The organism is Sphingobium anseongense, assembly GCF_037725245.1.
Lineage (GTDB): Bacteria > Pseudomonadota > Alphaproteobacteria > Sphingomonadales > Sphingomonadaceae > Sphingobium.
The window spans coordinates 316,673-332,211 of sequence record NZ_JBBJUL010000004.1; the positions used below are offsets into that span (position 1 = coordinate 316,673).

A 15,539-nucleotide genomic window follows, 5' to 3' on the forward strand; every position below is an offset into this window, starting at 1 on the left:
ATCGTCCCGGCCCCCGAAGGGCCCAAGGACCGGCCAATGACAGTCTGCGCCAAGCTTGAGGCTTCCCTTTTCACGCGGGTCGTTTCGTAACCCGCCTCGCGCCCTCGCTGCGTCTTGCAGACATGAGTTGGCGCATGGCTGACTTGTGAGTTTATACATGGAATTCAAAGACTTTGGTCTCGCCGAGCCCATTACCAAGGCGCTTGCGTCCAAAAATTACGTGACTCCCACGCCGATCCAGCAAAAGGCGATCCCCGTCCTGCTGGACGGTCGCGACCTGTGCGGTATCGCCCAGACCGGCACCGGCAAGACCGCTGCGTTCGCGCTCCCTAGCCTCGACTTTTTCGCCCGCCACCCCAAGCCGACGCCGATCAAGGGCTGCCGCATGCTGGTGCTGGCCCCAACCCGCGAACTTGCCGCCCAGATCGCGCAGAGCTTCCGCGACTATGGCCGCTTCCTGCGCCTGTCGGTCGAAACCGTGTTCGGTGGCGTGCCCATCGGCAAGCAGATTCGCGCGCTCCAGGCGGGCGTCGATATCGTCGTCGCGACGCCAGGCCGGCTGCTCGACCTGATCGACCAGCGCGCGATGACCCTCAAGGACGTGGAAATCTTCGTTCTCGACGAAGCCGACCAGATGATGGACATGGGCTTCATCCAGCCGCTCAAGCGCATCGCCAAGATGCTGCCGCAGGGTCGCCAGAACCTGTTCTTTTCGGCTACCATGCCCAAGGAAATCGAAGCGCTCGCCGCCCAGTTCCTCAATGATCCGGTCAAGGTCAGCGTCGCTCCCCAGGCAACCACCGCCGAGCGCATCCGCCAGCAGGCGACCTTCGTCAACCAGGCCGAAAAGCAGGCGCTGCTGACGATTACCGTCAAGGACGAGGCGATCAACCGCGCGCTGATCTTTACCCGCACCAAGCATGGTGCCGACCGCGTCGTGCGCTTTCTGGAGGGCGCGGGCATCCCGGCCGCCGCCATTCACGGCAACAAGAGCCAGGGCCAGCGGACCACCGCACTCCAGGCGTTTCGCGACGGCCGTGTGAAGCTGCTCGTCGCGACGGATATCGCGGCGCGCGGCATCGACGTGTCTGGCGTCAGCCATGTCATCAATTTCGAGCTGCCCAATGTGGCCGAACAATATGTTCACCGCATCGGCCGGACGGCGCGTGCCGGCGCGGAAGGCATCGCGATCAGCTTCGTGGCGGACGATGAGCGGCCTTATCTCAAGGCGATCGAACGCACGACCCGCGTGAAGCTGGACATCGTGCCGCTGCCGGACAATTTCATGGAAGCCGTGCGCAACCTGCCCAAGGCGGCGCCCAAGAAGGAGCAGACGCCCCAGCAACAGGCGCGCCGTGCCGACGGGCAACGCAGATATCAGGACGGCCAGAAGCGCGGCACGCCCGACCGGGCGCATCGTCCCGATGCCGAGGGTGGCGAGAAGCGGCCCTTCCGTCGCCGTCGCAGCGGCAGCGTGGGCGCGCACAAGGGCGCGGTCCAGCGCACCGGCGCGCCGCGCTGATCCCATGCGGTCAAGCGCACGACGCGCGCCTTCTGAGTGAACACCGAACGGGAAGTCGTGCTATAACGGCTTCCCGTTTTGCGTGAACCCGCCTAAAGGCACGGTTTTACGACAGATTATAACCCAAGGATCGGCCATGCCCGTCTATCGTTCCAGAACCACCACCCACGGTCGCAACATGGCGGGCGCACGCGGCCTGTGGCGCGCGACGGGCATGAAGGACGAGGATTTCGGCAAGCCGATCATCGCCGTGGTCAACAGCTTCACCCAGTTCGTGCCCGGCCATGTCCACCTCAAGGACCTGGGCCAGCTGGTCGCGCGCGAAATCGAAGCGGCGGGCGGTGTCGCCAAGGAATTCAACACCATCGCGGTCGATGACGGCATCGCCATGGGTCATGGTGGCATGCTCTATTCGCTGCCCAGCCGCGACCTGATCGCCGACAGCGTCGAATATATGGTCAACGCCCACTGCGCCGACGCGATGGTGTGCATTTCCAACTGCGACAAGATCACGCCCGGCATGCTGATGGCGGCGATGCGGCTCAACATCCCGGCGATCTTCGTGTCCGGCGGCCCGATGGAAGCGGGCAAGGCCGATATTCGCGGGCAGACGCTGGCGCTCGATCTGGTCGACGCCATGGTCGTCGCGGCGGACGAAAGCTACACCGACGAGGAAGTTGCGGTGATCGAGCGGTCGGCCTGTCCCACCTGCGGCAGCTGTTCGGGCATGTTCACCGCCAACAGCATGAACTGCCTGACCGAGGCGCTGGGCCTGTCGCTGCCCGGCAACGGTTCGGTGCTGGCGACCCATGCCGACCGCGAAAAGCTGTTCCGCGAGGCCGGGCACACGATCGTCGACCTTGCCAAGCGCTGGTACGAACAGGATGACGCGCGCGCGCTGCCGCGCACGATCGCCAGCCATGCCGCATTCGAAAACGCGATGAGCCTGGATATCGCCATGGGCGGATCGACCAACACCGTGCTGCACCTGCTGGCCGCCGCGCATGAGGGCGAGGTGCATTTCACCATGGCGGATATCGACCGGCTGTCGCGCCGCGTGCCATGCCTGTGCAAGGTCGCACCGGCCAAGCAGGACGTGCATATGGAGGATGTCCATCGCGCGGGCGGCATCATGGCGATCCTGGGCCAGCTCGACAAGGCGGGCCTGCTCGACGCCAGCCTGCCGACCGTCCATTCGCCCACGCTGGGCGACGCGCTCGACCGCTGGGACGTCAGCCGGACCAGCAGCGAGAGCGTGCGGGAATTCTACAAGGCGGCGCCGGGCGGCGTTCGCACCACGGTCGCGTTCAGCACCAGCAACCGCTGGAAGGAACTGGATCTCGATCGCGAAGCCGGCGTCATCCGCAGCGCCGACCATCCTTTCTCGAAGGATGGCGGCCTCGCCGTGCTGTTCGGCAATCTCGCGCCCGAAGGCTGCATCGTCAAGACCGCGGGCGTGGATGACAGCATCCTGACCTTCCACGGCACCGCGCGCGTCTATGAAAGCCAGGACGCGGCGGTCGCGGGCATATTGGGCAATGAGGTAGTGGCCGGCGATGTCGTCGTCATCCGCTATGAAGGGCCAAAGGGCGGGCCGGGGATGCAGGAAATGCTCTATCCCACCAGCTATCTGAAATCCAAAGGCCTCGGAAAGGCCTGCGCGCTCATCACCGACGGGCGCTTTTCGGGCGGCACGTCGGGCCTGTCGATCGGCCATGTTTCGCCAGAAGCAGCCGAAGGCGGGCTGATCGCGCTGGTACAGACGGGCGATCCCATCATCATCGACATCCCCAACCGCATCATCCGACTGGACATCGACGACGCCGCGCTCGCCAGCCGTCATGAGGATATGGTGGACCGGGGCAACAAGGCGTGGAAGCCGTTCGGCCGCAAGCGCGAGGTGTCGCCGGCGCTGCGCGCCTATGCCGCTATGACCACCAATGCGGCGCGCGGCGCGGTGCGCGACGTCGCTCAGATCGAAAAGTAGCGCGTCGCGCGCCAATGCCGCATAATCCCCCACAGAATCATGGGGGCGATTATGGACGCGGACGCGATCTACGACAGCTTGCCCAAACAGGCTTTGCTGGCGTCGCTGGAACGGGCCGAACTGTCCGAACTGCTGCGTGACACGCGCGAGCACAGGGCCGGGAAGGGCGACGTGCTGCTGCGACAGGGGGACAGGGGCGATGTCCTGGTCATCCTGCTGTCGGGGCAGGTGCGCGTCACCGTCTATTCCTCCAACGGGCGCGAGATCGTGCTGGCCTATGCCGGGCCGGGCGAAGTGCTGGGTGAAATCGCGTTGCTGGATGGCGGCACGCGAACGGCGAGCGTCATCGCGATGGAGCCGCTGCGCTATCTGACGCTCGCGCGCCCCGCGTTCGAGCGGGTGATCGCGTCCAACCACCGCATCGCCCTCAGCCTGATGACCGAACTCGCCTGCCGCCTGCGCATTGCCAATCAGACGATCGAGACAGATCGCGCCTACGCCGCCGGGCCGCGCCTCGCGCGCTTCCTGCTGCGGTTGCTGGGGGAAGACGGCGCGGCGCGCGTGATCACGCTCAGCCAGACCGAACTGGCGATGTTCGCCGGGATCAGCCGCGAAAATATCAACCGCCAGCTTGGCCTGTGGGCGCAGGACGGCATCGTCGCCATGACCCACGGCAAGATCGAGATAGTGGATATCGCCCCGCTGGAGGAAATTGCCGAGGCGATGGAATAGGGCATCGTGCGGAAAAGTGGAAACCGGTTTTCCGCCAAAACGATGCGATCTGCACTCAAGCGTCAGATGTCCTGCGCGATCCGCCCGTAAAGATCAGGCCGCCGATCGCGGAAGAAGCCCATGCCCGCGCGATGCTTGCGCGCGCGCTCCAGGTCCAGCGTGGCGACCAGCGCGCCATGGTCCTTTGCGTCGGCCTCCGCGACGAAATCGCCCCATTCGTCGGTGATGAAGCTGTGGCCGTAGAATATCTGGCCATCCTCGTCGCCGATGCGGTTGGCCGCGATCACCGGCATGCAGTTGCTGACCGCATGCCCCAGCATCGCCCGCCGCCACATGCGCGACGTGTCCAGATCGGCGTCATAGGGCTCCGATCCGATCGCGGTCGGATAAAACAGCATTTCCGCGCCCATCAGCGCCATCGCCCGCGCGCATTCGGGATACCATTGGTCCCAGCAGATGCCGACGCCGATCGTGCCGTAGCGCGTCTCCCACACCTTGAAGCCGCTGTTGCCGGGCCGGAAATAAAATTTCTCCTCATAACCCGGCCCGTCGGGAATATGGCTTTTGCGATAGACGCCCATGATCTCGCCCTGATCGTCGATCATCGCCAGCGAGTTGTAATGATGCTGGCCGTCGCGCTCGAAGAAGCTGGTCGGGATATAGACGCCCAGATCCTTTGCCAGCTTGCGCATGTCCTGCACGGCGGGATGGGTATCGACCGGCTGCGCGGTGGCGAACAGCGCCTCATCCTCCACCCGGCAGAAATACGGCCCTTCGAACAGTTCGGGTGGCAGAATGATCTTCGCGCCGCGTACGGCGGCCTTGCGGACATGGTCCGAGACGCGAGCGATGTTGTCGGCCATATCGTCGGTGAAGGCGAGCTGGAGCGCGGCAACGGTTACTTTGGTCATATTGTCTGTTTCTCCGTTCGCCCTGAACCTCTTGAAAGGCTGCACCGACCGATAGCGAGGTGTCTTCGCTTCCGCTCAGGCACGGGCGCCGACTTGGCTCAGCCCGGACGGCTGATGTTAAACACCTGGCATCTGCTGGCTGCAACAGTGGAAACTGCCGCCGCCCGACAATATGGCATCGCTGGGCAGGCCGACAATGTCCCGCCCCGGAAAGAAGGGGGCAAGCGAATGGAGCGCCGCCTGATCGTTGGGCTGGCCATAGACGGGCACGATGACGGCCGCGTTGCCGATATAGAAGTTCATATAGCTGGCGGGGATCGCTTCGCCATCCACCAGCACCAGGCCGGGGGAGGGGACGTCCACGACCTCGACCCCATGCGCCCTGGCCCGCGCCCGCGCATCGGCATAGATCGCCGCGTTGGGATCATCGGGCGTCGTCGCTTGCGGAATCGCCAGCACCCCCGGCGCGACGAAGCGCGCCAGATTATCGACATGGCCGTCGGTATGATCGCCCAGCAATCCGTCACCCAGCCACAGCATGTCGGACAGGCCCAGGCTTCCCGCCAGCAGCGTTTCGATCTTGCCCCGGTCGAGGTCGGGATTGCGGTTGGGATTGAGCAGGCATTGCTCCGTGGTCACGAACAGGCCGGTTCCATCGGTATCGACCGCGCCGCCTTCGAAAATCCAGTGCTGCGTGTCGGTCGGCAGGCCGGTGATGGCGGCCAGCCGCGCGCCGATATCCTCGTCCCCCGGCATCCGATATTTGCCGCCCCAGCCGTTGAAGCCGAAATCGACGAGCGCGCGGTCACCCGATCCGTTGCGCACCGCGATCGGCGCGGTGTCGCGCAACCACACGTCGCCCAAGGCCTGCACGATGACCGTGACGCCCGGATCCACCAGCGCGCGCGCCGCATCCGCATCGGCCTGGTTCGCGACGATCAGCCTTACCTCTTCGCCGCGCCCGCCGGCATGGACGGCATCGGCGAAGGCCGCGATCTGGCCACGGGCGGCATCGAACGCGCCGGGCCATTCTGCGGGGTTGGTCGGAAAACCGATCCACACCCAGTCATGGGGCGCCCATTCGGCGGGCATCCGGTAGGTCATGAACGTCATCCTCGCGGCACGATGGCCGATCCGTGAACTGATCGGGTCGGCGGCTGCATAGCGTCAAGCAGCGGGGCTGGACAGGGGGTGCGTGGCGTTCTGCCCCTGACGGATCGCGAATGGCGCGGACTTGACTGCCGCGGGGTCGGTTGGGGCCGGCGCGTGGGGCAAGGTCCGTTGCCGACACGAAAAAGGGCGGCTCCTTGCGGGGCCGCCCTTTTACTGAACAGTGGTGAACGGATCAGCGCGAATAGAATTCGACGACCAGGTTCGGTTCCATTTTGACAGGGTAGGGTACTTCGTCCAGCGTCGGAACGCGGACATAGGTGACCTTCGCGGCGCCATCGGGCGACACATAATCGGGAATGTCACGCTCGGCCAGGCTCTGTGCTTCCATGACCAGCGCCATTTCCTGCGCCTTCTTGCCCAGCGTGATTTCGTCGCCCGGCTTCACCAGGCGCGACGCGATGTTGCACTTCACGCCGTTCACATAAATGTGGCCGTGGCTGACGATCTGGCGCGAAGACCAGATGGTCGGCGCGAACTTGGCGCGATAGACGACCGCGTCCAGGCGGCGTTCGAGCAGGCCGATCAGGTTCTGGCCGGTGTCGCCCTTCATGCGGGCGGCTTCGGTGTAGGCCTTCTTGAACTGCTTTTCGGTGACGTCGCCATAATAGCCCTTGAGCTTCTGCTTCGCCTTGAGCTGGATGCCGTAGTCGGAAATCTTGCCCTTGCGGCGCTGGCCGTGCTGGCCGGGGCCATATTCGCGCTTGTTGACGGGCGACTTGGGACGGCCCCAGATATTCTCGCCCATGCGGCGGTCGAGTTTATACTTGGCGCTGGAACGCTTCGACATAGAGATTCCTTACAAATGCTAACAACGATGTTCCCGGTAACGCCTACGTCCATATTGCTGGAAAGCTCAGGGGCAGGGCCGCTGCTTCACCGGGGTGCAGGGCCAATTGCGAAGGCGCGCCTATGACGAAGGGGGGCGTGCATGTCAAGCCTCGACAGGGGCCGGCGCGGGCCTTAGTCAGCATAGCCATGAACCCCGATAGCTATGGCACGATGGAACAGGTCCGCGCAGGCGTGGATATGATAGACCGGCAACTGGTGGCGTTGCTGGCCGAACGCTTCGCCCATATGCGGGCCGCCGCCCGCATCAAGGCCGACCGGGACGCGGTGCGTGACGAGGGGCGCAAGGCCGAGGTGATCGCGAACGCGCGCATCGAAGCGGAACGGCAGGGGCTGCCGGGCGATATGGTCGCAGCGCTGTGGGACCAACTGGTCGAAGCGTCGATCGCCTATGAAATGGCCGAGTTCGACCGGCTGAAGGGCTGATCGACGCGATCAGGGCCGACGCGGCCGATCCAGCTTCGAGAACACCCCGCGCAGCGTGCGGACTTCCAGGTGGTTCCAGCCGGGCTTGGTCAGCAGGTTGCGCAGCGTCAGCCGGGTCGCGGTCGCGCGGTCGGGCGGAAAGAAATAGCCGGCGGCATCGAGCATCGTTTCCAGCTGGCCGATCATCCCGTCCAGTTCTTCCTGCGGGGCGGGCACGCCGATGTCGGTCAGCGTCGGCTGCTCCAGCGTCGCTTGCTTGGACCATTCATAGGCGCACAGGATGACTGCCTGCGCCAGGTTGAGCGATCCGAAGTCCGGGTTGATCGGCACGGTCAATATCTTGCGCGCGACCGCGACATCCTCGGTTTCCAGTCCCGACCGCTCTGGGCCGAAGATGATCGCGCTGCGCCCGGCCTGTGCATGGATTTCCCGTGCGGCCTCGTCCGGCGTCACCACCGGCTTTGTCACCCCGCGCTTGCGGACAGTGGTGGCATAGACATGGGGGCAATCGGCGATCGCTTGCGCCAGCGTGTCGAAAACCTGCGCCTGCTCCAGCACGATATCCGCCCCCGCCGCCGACGGCCCGGCATCGGGGTTGGGCCAGCCATCGCGCGGGGCCACCAGCCGCAACTGGGTGAGGCCAAAGTTGAGCATGGCGCGCGCCGCCTTGCCGATATTCTCGCCAAGTTGGGGGCGGACGAGGACGATGACGGGGAAGGGCGCGTTCATCCCGTCCAGCTCCGTTCGGTTCGAGCCTGGTCGAGCCTAGTCGAGACCCTTGGTCGAGAACGCGCTGCTTCGGAAACCGCGTCCCAGTCCCCCCGGATCAACGCTTCCTTCTTTTTGCGCGACCAGTCTTTCACTTGACGCTCCCGTTCAAGAGCGTCAATTCGATCCGTGAACTTCTCGCTGAACACCAGTTGGACGGGACGGCGATCATGAGTATAACCCGGCAACTCGCCGGTTTGATGTTGTCCGACCCGCCGATCAAGGTCGTCAGTGTGGCCAGTGTAATAGGTGCCGTCAGAACAGCGAAGAATATAGACCCAGAACTCATGCTGCGTGACGTTCTCGACAGGCTCGAACCGAACGGCGGTGAGATCGGAGATGAGACCTCATCTCACTCACCCCCCACCGCCTTGACGCTGCCGGCGAAATCCTCGAAATCCTTGGCGTCGGTGAAGTCCTTATAGACGCTCGCGAAGCGGATATAGGCGACGCTGTCGAGGCCCTTCAAACCCTCCATCACCATTTCGCCGATGGCGCGCGCCGGGATTTCGCTGTCGCCGCTGGTTTCGAGTTGGCGCTGTATCCCCGATATGAGTTTTTCGATGCGGGCCGGCTCGATCGGTCGCTTGCGGCAGGCGATGTCGATCGACCGGGCCAGCTTGTCGCGGTCGAACGCTTGCCGGCGGCCTTCGCTCTTTGCCACCCAGATGTCGCGCAGCTGGATGCGCTCGAATGTCGTGAAGCGCGCGGCGCATGCTTCGCACTGCCGGCGGCGGCGGATGGCGGCGCCATCCTCCGTCGGCCGGCTGTCCTTTACCTGGCTGTCTTCATGACCGCAAAAGGGGCAGCGCAAGGGCCGATTACCCCTGGTAGATCGGGAAGCGCGCGCACAGCTTGGCCACGCGCTCGCGCACATCGGCTTCGACCGCGGCATCGCCATGTTCGCCATGATCCCGCAGCGCCGCCAGCACGTCGGCGATCATGTCGCCGATATGTTCGAACTCCGCGATCCCGAAGCCGCGGGTCGTGCCGGCGGGCGAACCCACGCGGATGCCGCTTGTCTTGGTCGGGGGCAGCGGGTCGCCCGGCACGCCATTCTTGTTGCAGGTGATGAAGCTGCGCTCCAGCGCCTCGTCCGCATCCTTGCCCGAAATGCCGTATGGGCGCAGGTCGATGAGCGCCAGATGCGTGTCGGTGCCGCCCGAAATGACGGCCAGGCCGCGCTGTTCCAGCCGCGCCGCCAGCGCCCTGGCATTGGCGACGATGGCGGCGGCATAGGTCTTGAACTCGGGGCGCAGCGCTTCGCCGAACGCGACAGCCTTGGCGGCGATCACATGCATCAGCGGGCCGCCCTGAAGCCCAGGGAAGATCGCCGAATTGATCTTCTTGGCAATCGCTTCGTCATTGGCCAGGATCATGCCGCCGCGAGGCCCGCGCAGCGTCTTGTGCGTTGTCGTGGTGACGACATCGGCATAGGGCAGCGGCGATGGATGGGCGCCGCCCGCCACCAGCCCGGCGAAATGCGCCATGTCGACCATGAACAGCGCGCCGACCTTGTCCGCGATGGCGCGGAAGCGGGCGAAATCGATCTCGCGCGGATAGGCGCTGCCGCCGGCGATGATCAGCTTGGGCTGGCACTCGACGGCCATCTTCTCGACTTCGTCATAGTCGATCAGGTGCGTGTCCTCGCGCACGCCATATTGCACCGCATTGAACCACTTGCCCGACATGCTGGGCTTCGACCCATGGGTCAGGTGCCCGCCCGCATCGAGGCTGAGGCCCATGATCGTTTCGCCCGGCTTGACCAGAGCCAGCATCACGCCGCCATTGGCCTGCGCGCCCGAATGAGGCTGGACGTTGGCGAAGTTGCAGCCGAACAACTGCTTGGCGCGGTCGATGGCGAGCTGCTCGACCACGTCCGACGGCGCGCAACCCTGATAGTAACGCTTGCCGGGATAACCTTCGGCATATTTGTTGGTGAAGACGCTGCCCTGCGCTTCGAGCACCGCCTGGCTGACGATATTTTCCGATGCGATCAGTTCGATCTGGGTCTGCTCGCGCTTCAATTCCTGGCTGACGCCGGCGAAGACCGCCGGATCGGCTGCCGCAAGGCCGGTCGTGAAAAAGCCATCCGCGCGGATGGCGGACAGGTCGGGCTGGGCGTTAAGGGTTGCTGTGCTCATCGAAGGATCCTTTCAGAGCGCGGGCTGGGATAGTTTCTCGACGCGGCCGGTATGGCGGCCGCCGCCGAAATCGGTGGACAGGAACGCCGTGACGCAGGCCTTGGCCATGTCGATCCCCGTCAGGCGCGCACCCAGGGCGATGACATTGGCATCATTATGTTCGCGTGCGAGCGCCGCCGACAGCGGTTCACCGACCAGCGCGCAGCGGCAGGCGGGGTTGCGGTTGACCGCGATCGAAATGCCGATGCCCGATCCGCACAGCGCGATGCCCCGTTCGGCAGAACCGGCCGCAACAGCGGTTGCCAGCTTGTAACCGAAATCGGGATAATCGACGCGGTCGGCATTGGCCGGCCCCAGATCCTCGACCGCATGCCCCGCATCGCGCAGCCACGCGGCGAGCTCTGCCTTCAGGTCGACGGCGGCATGGTCGGAAGCAATGGCGATTTTCATCGGCGGCCCTCGCGCATGGAAGCGGGTGATTCGTTCTGCGCGCCTCTTAGGGACAGGCGCGCCCAATTGCCACAGTCCAGCTTGGCGACTATGGCCCGCTTCACATGACGGGCACGATATTATCCATCCTGATGCTGGCGGGCATCCTGCTGACCGGCGGCGGCATCTATGCGCTGGTGAAGAAGCGCGACACCCGGCGCGGCTGGCTGATGCTGGTCGCCGGGCTGGTGATGTTCGCCAATGTCGCGATCATGGCGATGCCTGTGTCGTAAATCGCGGCCCGGTTTGCTTCGCGCGTCAGCGGATCGGCGAATCCGGCGACAGGCGCATGTCGAGATAATTGTCGACCGACTTCATCAGCTGGTCGAGTTCATGCTCGAAAAAATGGTTGGCGCCGCGGATTTCATCATGGTGGATGGTGATGCCCTTTTGCGTGCGCAGCTTGTCGACCAGCTTTTGCACCGCGCTCGCGGTCACCACTTCGTCCGCCGTGCCCTGGACGATGATGCCCGACGACGGGCAGGGGGCCAGGAACGAGAAATCATACATGTTGGCGGGCGGCGCGACCGATATGAAGCCGCGGATTTCCGGGCGGCGCATCAAAAGCTGCATTCCGATCCAGGCGCCGAAGGAAAAACCGGCGATCCAGGTCGTCTGCGCTTCGGGATGGAAGCTTTGCACCCAGTCGAGCGCCGACGCCGCATCGGACAGTTCGCCGATGCCGTTGTCGAACGTGCCCTGGCTGCGGCCAACGCCGCGAAAGTTGAAGCGCAGGACGGCAAAGCCGCGCTTGACGAACGTCTTGTAGAGCGCCTGGGTGATGCGATCGTTCATCGTGCCGCCGCCCTGCGGATGCGGATGCAGGATCATGGCGACCGGCGCGCGCGGGCGGGGCGGGGGGCTGAAGCGGCCTTCTAGGCGACCTTCGGGACCGGGGAAAATGACGTCGGGCATGGCACCTGTTATCGTTCTGGGCCTTTCGGCGTGGAAGCCGGCGGCGGGTTTGGAGGCTGCGGCCAATCGCTTGGCTGGTGGCGCGGAGCAGGAAGCCTATATAGATGCCATCAGCATTTCCGCAACGCATGAGTGAAACGATCCGAGTGAGCCTGTCCGACCGTCTTTATCTCGATCATGCCGCGACCATGCCGATGCTGGCGTCAGCAAAGGCGGCGATGGTCGACGCGCTCGATCGCTGGGCCAATCCGTCCAGCCCGCACGCCGACGGCCGCGCCGCGCGCGCCGCGCTGGAGGATGCGCGGTCGCGGATCGGCCGGGCGCTCGGATGGGACGGGCATGTCCTCTTTACCTCGGGCGCGAGCGAAGCGATCGCAATCGGGATTGGCCGCGCGAAGGCAGCGCGCATCATGACCTCGCCGGTGGAACATGACGCCGTGCTGCGGGTGACGAAAGATCGCGACCGGCTTCGAGTGGACGATCGCGGCATGGCGCATTCGGGCGGGGCGACGGCGATCAGCGGGGCCGACAGCCTGTTCGCCGTCCAGCATGTCAACAATGAAACCGGCGTCATCCAGCCGCTCGATGATTTCCCCCGGAACGACGCGCTTCTGTTCGCCGATTGCGCCCAGAGCGCGGGCAAGCTGGCACTGCCTCACGCCGACATGATCGCCATCAGCGCGCATAAATGCGGCGGCCCGCCAGGCGTTGGCGCGCTGCTGCTGCGCGATCTGGCGCTTATCGAGCCGACCGGCGGGCAGGAACAGGGCTATCGCGCCGGCACCGAAAATCTCCCCGCCATCCTTGGCTTCGCCGCCGCGCTCGATGCCCCGCGCGACTGGCTGGAGGAAGCCGCGCGCCTGCGCGCCCGCCTCGATGCCGCGATCGAGGCGGCTGGCGGGCAGGTCGTCGCGCGCGATGCGCCGCGCATTCCCACCATCGCCAGCTACGCCATGCCCGGCGTTTCCGCCCGCAGCCAGCTGATCCAGTTCGACCTGGCCGGCATTTCGGTGTCGGCGGGCAGCGCCTGTTCCTCCGGCTCGCTCAAGCCCAGCCACGTGCTCAAGGCGATGGGCTGGGACGATGAGGGCGCGGCGCAGGTTATTCGCGTCAGCTTCGGCCCCACCACCAGCGCCGTCGATATCGACCGCTTCCTTGCCGTCTGGACGGCGATGGTCGAGCGCGCGCGCCAATGATCTACCTTGATTATCAGGCGACCACGCCGCTCGCGCCCGAGGCATTCGACGCGATGGTGCCGCTGCTGCGCGACCAGTTCGCCAATCCGCACAGCGCCCACCGGCCCGGCCGCGCGGCGGCGGCGGCGGTGGAGGTCGCCCGCGACCGCGTCCTTTCCGCCATGGGCATGCCCGCCGGTCGCCTGATCTTCACGTCCGGCGCCACCGAAGCGCTCAACATCGCCATATATGGCGCGGCGCGCGCCCAGGCCCGCCATCGCATCGTTGCCATCGCCACCGAGCATGCGGCCGTGCGCGACACCGCGCTGGCGCAGGACGGGTTCGAAACGACGCTGCTGCCGGTCGGCCCCGACGGCATCGTCGACATCGATGCCGCCCGCGCGGCGATCGGCACCGATGTCGCGCTGGTCGCCGCGATGCTGGTCAATAACGAGATCGGCGTGATCCAGCCGGTCGATGCGCTCGCGGCGATGGCGCATGATGCCGGCGCGCTGTTCCTGTGCGATGCGGTGCAGGGTTTTGGCCGCGTGCCGCTGCCGATCGCCGCCGACATGATCGCGCTCAGCGGCCACAAGGTTCACGGCCCCAAGGGGATTGGCGCGCTGTGGCTGCGCGACGGCCTCGACCTGCCGCGCCTGCTGCATGGCGGCGGGCAAGAAGGCGGCCTGCGGTCGGGCACGCTATCACCGGCATTATGCGCGGGCTTCGGTGTCGCCGCGCACCTGCTCACACAGCGGGCGGAGGAGGATGCGGTCCATGTCGAAGCGCTCTGGCGCCGCGCCCTTGACCTGTTCGCCGGCTGGACGCTCAATGGTAGCGCCGCCGCCCGTTATCATGGTAATCTCAACCTGCGTCGGGAAGGGCTGGACGCAGCGAGACTGTTGTCGGAATGTCGCGACATCGCCTTTTCGCTCGGATCGGCGTGCGCGAGCGGGTCCGGCCGTCCAAGCCATGTCTTGCAAGCGATCGCATTGTCGGACAGACAGGCGAAAGGATCGGTGCGCATTGGCTTTGGCCGATATACCAGCACGGCCCAACTGGAGGATGCGGCAAGACAGTTGAACCAGGCGGCAGCGGCTCAGGGCCTGCCGGCATGAGGAGCGTGGCGACAGCATGACCCGGGTTATCTTCATCAGCGCCAACGGCGAGGACCGCCAGGCCGTCGATGCCCCCGCCGGCGCGGTCCTGCTGGATGTCGCGCAGGCCGCGGGCCAGCCGCTCGAAGGAACGTGCGAAGGTCAGATGGCCTGTTCGACCTGCCACGTCATCATCGAAGGGGATGGTTTCGACAGGCTGGCCCGCGCCAGCGAGGCGGAAGAGGACATGCTCGATCTCGCCGCCGCCGCCACCCGCACCAGCCGACTGTCCTGCCAGATCATACTCAAGCCCGATATCGATTCGATCACCGTCCGCATTCCCGGTGAATTCTATAACATGCAGGGCGTTTGACTGCCGATGAAGCGTTTCCGACTGATCGCCTGCGTCGCCATCGCGCTGTCGCCCGCCATCGCCACCGCCGCGCCCCGCAAGCCAGCGCCCAAGCCGCAGCAGGTGGAAGAAGCGCGCAAATCGCTGATGCCGCCGCCTCCGCGCTATCTGGTCAGTCAGTCGGTGATCCAGTCGCTCCGCAATCCGCGCGAGATCGAGGCTGCGACCGGTGGCCGGCTGGGCGTCGCCCTGGTCGACAGCAAGGGCGCGCTGCTGCTGGGTTTCAACCGCGACGAGCGGTTCGCCATGTGTTCGACCTTCAAGGCGCCGCTTGCCGCTGCCGTGCTGACGGGCGCCGACGCCGGAAAATTCGGGCTGGAAGGGCAGATACCCTTCAGCAAGGACGATATTCTCGATCACGCGCCGGTGGTGAAGAAAAACAAGAAGCGCGGCCGCATGTCGATGGCGGAACTGGCGCAGGCGGCGGTCGAGGTCAGCGACAACAGCGCCGCCAACCTGCTGCTGCCCATGCTTGGCGGACCGCCCGGCCTGACCGCCTTTTTTCGTGCCCATGGCGATACGGCGTCGCGCCTCGACCGCATCGAACCCGCGCTCAATGAAAATGCGGTCGGCGACCCCCGCGACACCACCACGCCCGCCGCCATGGCCGGGCTGATGGCGCGGTTGCTGTTCAGCCATATGAAGCCGCAAAGCGCCGACATGCTGCGCGGCTGGCTCAACGGCAGCACGACCGGCGACAATCGTATCAAGGCGGGCCTGCCCGAAGGCTTTTCGTCGGGCGGCAAGACCGGCACCTGCGGCACCGCCTATAATGACGTGGCGCTGGTCAAGGCCCCCGATGGCGAGGAATATCTGCTCGCGGTCTATCTCGACCGGCCGACGGTGAAAGCCAAGGATGCCGAAGCCGCCATCGCCGAAACAGCCCGCTCCGCGCTGGAGTTTCTGGGCAAGGCGCAAAAAAGCGGGCTTTGACCGGCAGGC

General features: G+C 65.4%; 19 protein-coding genes. 10 read left to right on the forward strand and 9 right to left on the reverse strand.

From position 1 onward, the window contains the following. Positions 1 to 157 precede the first annotated feature (157 nt). The 3 genes from WG908_RS07830 (at position 158) to WG908_RS07840 (ending at position 4,241) form a co-directional block, all read left to right on the forward strand. The gene (locus tag WG908_RS07830; RefSeq protein ID WP_340186001.1) at positions 158 to 1,522 is read left to right on the forward strand and encodes a DEAD/DEAH box helicase; all 1,365 of its coding nucleotides are present in this window, start codon (positions 158 to 160) and stop codon (positions 1,520 to 1,522) included. Between the two features lie 136 nt (positions 1,523 to 1,658). Then, on the forward strand, positions 1,659 to 3,509 hold the full coding sequence (gene ilvD, locus WG908_RS07835; RefSeq protein ID WP_340186002.1) for a dihydroxy-acid dehydratase: 1,851 nt from the start codon (positions 1,659 to 1,661) through the stop codon (positions 3,507 to 3,509). A 51-nt stretch (positions 3,510 to 3,560) separates the two neighbouring features. Then, positions 3,561 to 4,241, forward strand: a complete 681-nt coding sequence (locus tag WG908_RS07840) for a Crp/Fnr family transcriptional regulator (RefSeq protein WP_340186003.1) — start codon at positions 3,561 to 3,563, stop codon at positions 4,239 to 4,241. A gap of 62 nt (positions 4,242 to 4,303) precedes the next feature. Here WG908_RS07840 and aguB read toward each other — a convergent pair whose 3' ends face one another. From aguB to rpsD, 3 genes are all read right to left on the reverse strand, one after another. Then, positions 4,304 to 5,152: an N-carbamoylputrescine amidase gene (aguB, locus tag WG908_RS07845; protein WP_340186004.1), complete on the reverse strand. Its 849-nt coding sequence runs from the start codon at positions 5,150 to 5,152 to the stop codon at positions 4,304 to 4,306. 117 nt (positions 5,153 to 5,269) lie between these two features. Continuing rightward, on the reverse strand, positions 5,270 to 6,256 hold the full coding sequence (locus WG908_RS07850; protein WP_340186005.1) for an agmatine deiminase family protein: 987 nt from the start codon (positions 6,254 to 6,256) through the stop codon (positions 5,270 to 5,272). Positions 6,257 to 6,497: 241 nt separating this feature from the next. Next, positions 6,498 to 7,112, reverse strand: a complete 615-nt coding sequence (gene rpsD / locus WG908_RS07855) for a 30S ribosomal protein S4 (RefSeq protein WP_340186006.1) — start codon at positions 7,110 to 7,112, stop codon at positions 6,498 to 6,500. Positions 7,113 to 7,300: 188 nt separating this feature from the next. Between rpsD and WG908_RS07860 the strand changes: the two genes are divergently transcribed. Then, complete coding sequence (locus tag WG908_RS07860) at positions 7,301 to 7,597, forward strand: chorismate mutase (protein WP_340186007.1); 297 nt, start codon at positions 7,301 to 7,303, stop codon at positions 7,595 to 7,597. 9 nt (positions 7,598 to 7,606) lie between these two features. Here the strand turns inward: WG908_RS07860 and WG908_RS07865 are convergent, their stop codons facing one another. The 5 genes from WG908_RS07865 to rpiB are packed head-to-tail and all read right to left on the reverse strand — an operon-like array spanning position 7,607 to position 10,959. Then, the gene (locus WG908_RS07865) at positions 7,607 to 8,326 is read right to left on the reverse strand and encodes an RNA methyltransferase (protein WP_340186008.1); all 720 of its coding nucleotides are present in this window, start codon (positions 8,324 to 8,326) and stop codon (positions 7,607 to 7,609) included. Continuing rightward, a complete protein-coding gene (locus tag WG908_RS07870) occupies positions 8,323 to 8,706 on the reverse strand; it encodes a GIY-YIG nuclease family protein (RefSeq protein WP_340186076.1) in 384 nt (127 codons plus the stop codon). The genes WG908_RS07865 and WG908_RS07870 overlap by 4 nt, the downstream gene beginning before the upstream one ends. Before the next feature lie 11 nt (positions 8,707 to 8,717). Continuing rightward, positions 8,718 to 9,179, reverse strand: coding sequence for a transcriptional regulator NrdR (gene nrdR, locus WG908_RS07875; RefSeq protein WP_340186009.1), 462 nt, complete (start codon positions 9,177 to 9,179; stop codon positions 8,718 to 8,720). 7 nt (positions 9,180 to 9,186) lie between these two features. Then, positions 9,187 to 10,509, reverse strand: a complete 1,323-nt coding sequence (glyA, locus tag WG908_RS07880) for a serine hydroxymethyltransferase (protein WP_340186010.1) — start codon at positions 10,507 to 10,509, stop codon at positions 9,187 to 9,189. Between the two features lie 12 nt (positions 10,510 to 10,521). Further along, positions 10,522 to 10,959: a ribose 5-phosphate isomerase B gene (rpiB, locus tag WG908_RS07885; protein ID WP_340186011.1), complete on the reverse strand. Its 438-nt coding sequence runs from the start codon at positions 10,957 to 10,959 to the stop codon at positions 10,522 to 10,524. Positions 10,960 to 11,063: 104 nt separating this feature from the next. Here rpiB and WG908_RS07890 point away from each other — a divergent pair, with 104 nt between their 5' ends. Then, positions 11,064 to 11,231 carry an LPXTG cell wall anchor domain-containing protein gene (locus WG908_RS07890; protein WP_340186012.1) on the forward strand — a complete coding sequence of 56 codons (168 nt, stop codon included), beginning with the start codon at positions 11,064 to 11,066 and terminating at the stop codon, positions 11,229 to 11,231. Between the two features lie 25 nt (positions 11,232 to 11,256). Here WG908_RS07890 and WG908_RS07895 read toward each other — a convergent pair whose 3' ends face one another. After that, positions 11,257 to 11,913 (reverse strand): alpha/beta hydrolase, encoded by a 657-nt coding sequence (locus tag WG908_RS07895; RefSeq protein WP_340186013.1) that lies wholly within the window; start codon positions 11,911 to 11,913, stop codon positions 11,257 to 11,259. Between WG908_RS07895 and WG908_RS07900 the strand changes: the two genes are divergently transcribed. From WG908_RS07900 to blaSGM, 5 genes are read left to right on the forward strand one after another with little or no spacing between them, the layout of a single operon-like run. After that, positions 11,912 to 12,049, forward strand: a complete 138-nt coding sequence (locus tag WG908_RS07900) for a hypothetical protein (protein ID WP_340186014.1) — start codon at positions 11,912 to 11,914, stop codon at positions 12,047 to 12,049. The genes WG908_RS07895 and WG908_RS07900 overlap by 2 nt on opposite strands. Continuing rightward, positions 12,042 to 13,109, forward strand: a complete 1,068-nt coding sequence (locus WG908_RS07905) for a cysteine desulfurase family protein (protein ID WP_340186015.1) — start codon at positions 12,042 to 12,044, stop codon at positions 13,107 to 13,109. Before WG908_RS07900 ends, WG908_RS07905 begins: the two co-directional genes overlap by 8 nt. Then, positions 13,106 to 14,206, forward strand: coding sequence for a cysteine desulfurase family protein (locus WG908_RS07910; protein WP_340186016.1), 1,101 nt, complete (start codon positions 13,106 to 13,108; stop codon positions 14,204 to 14,206). The genes WG908_RS07905 and WG908_RS07910 overlap by 4 nt, the downstream gene beginning before the upstream one ends. A 16-nt stretch (positions 14,207 to 14,222) precedes the next feature. Then, entirely contained in the window at positions 14,223 to 14,558 is a 336-nt protein-coding gene (locus WG908_RS07915) for a 2Fe-2S iron-sulfur cluster-binding protein (RefSeq protein ID WP_340186017.1), read from the forward strand. Between the two features lie 6 nt (positions 14,559 to 14,564). Beyond that, positions 14,565 to 15,530 (forward strand): SGM family class A beta-lactamase, encoded by a 966-nt coding sequence (gene blaSGM, locus WG908_RS07920; protein WP_340186018.1) that lies wholly within the window; start codon positions 14,565 to 14,567, stop codon positions 15,528 to 15,530. Positions 15,531 to 15,539: the final 9 nt, after the last annotated feature.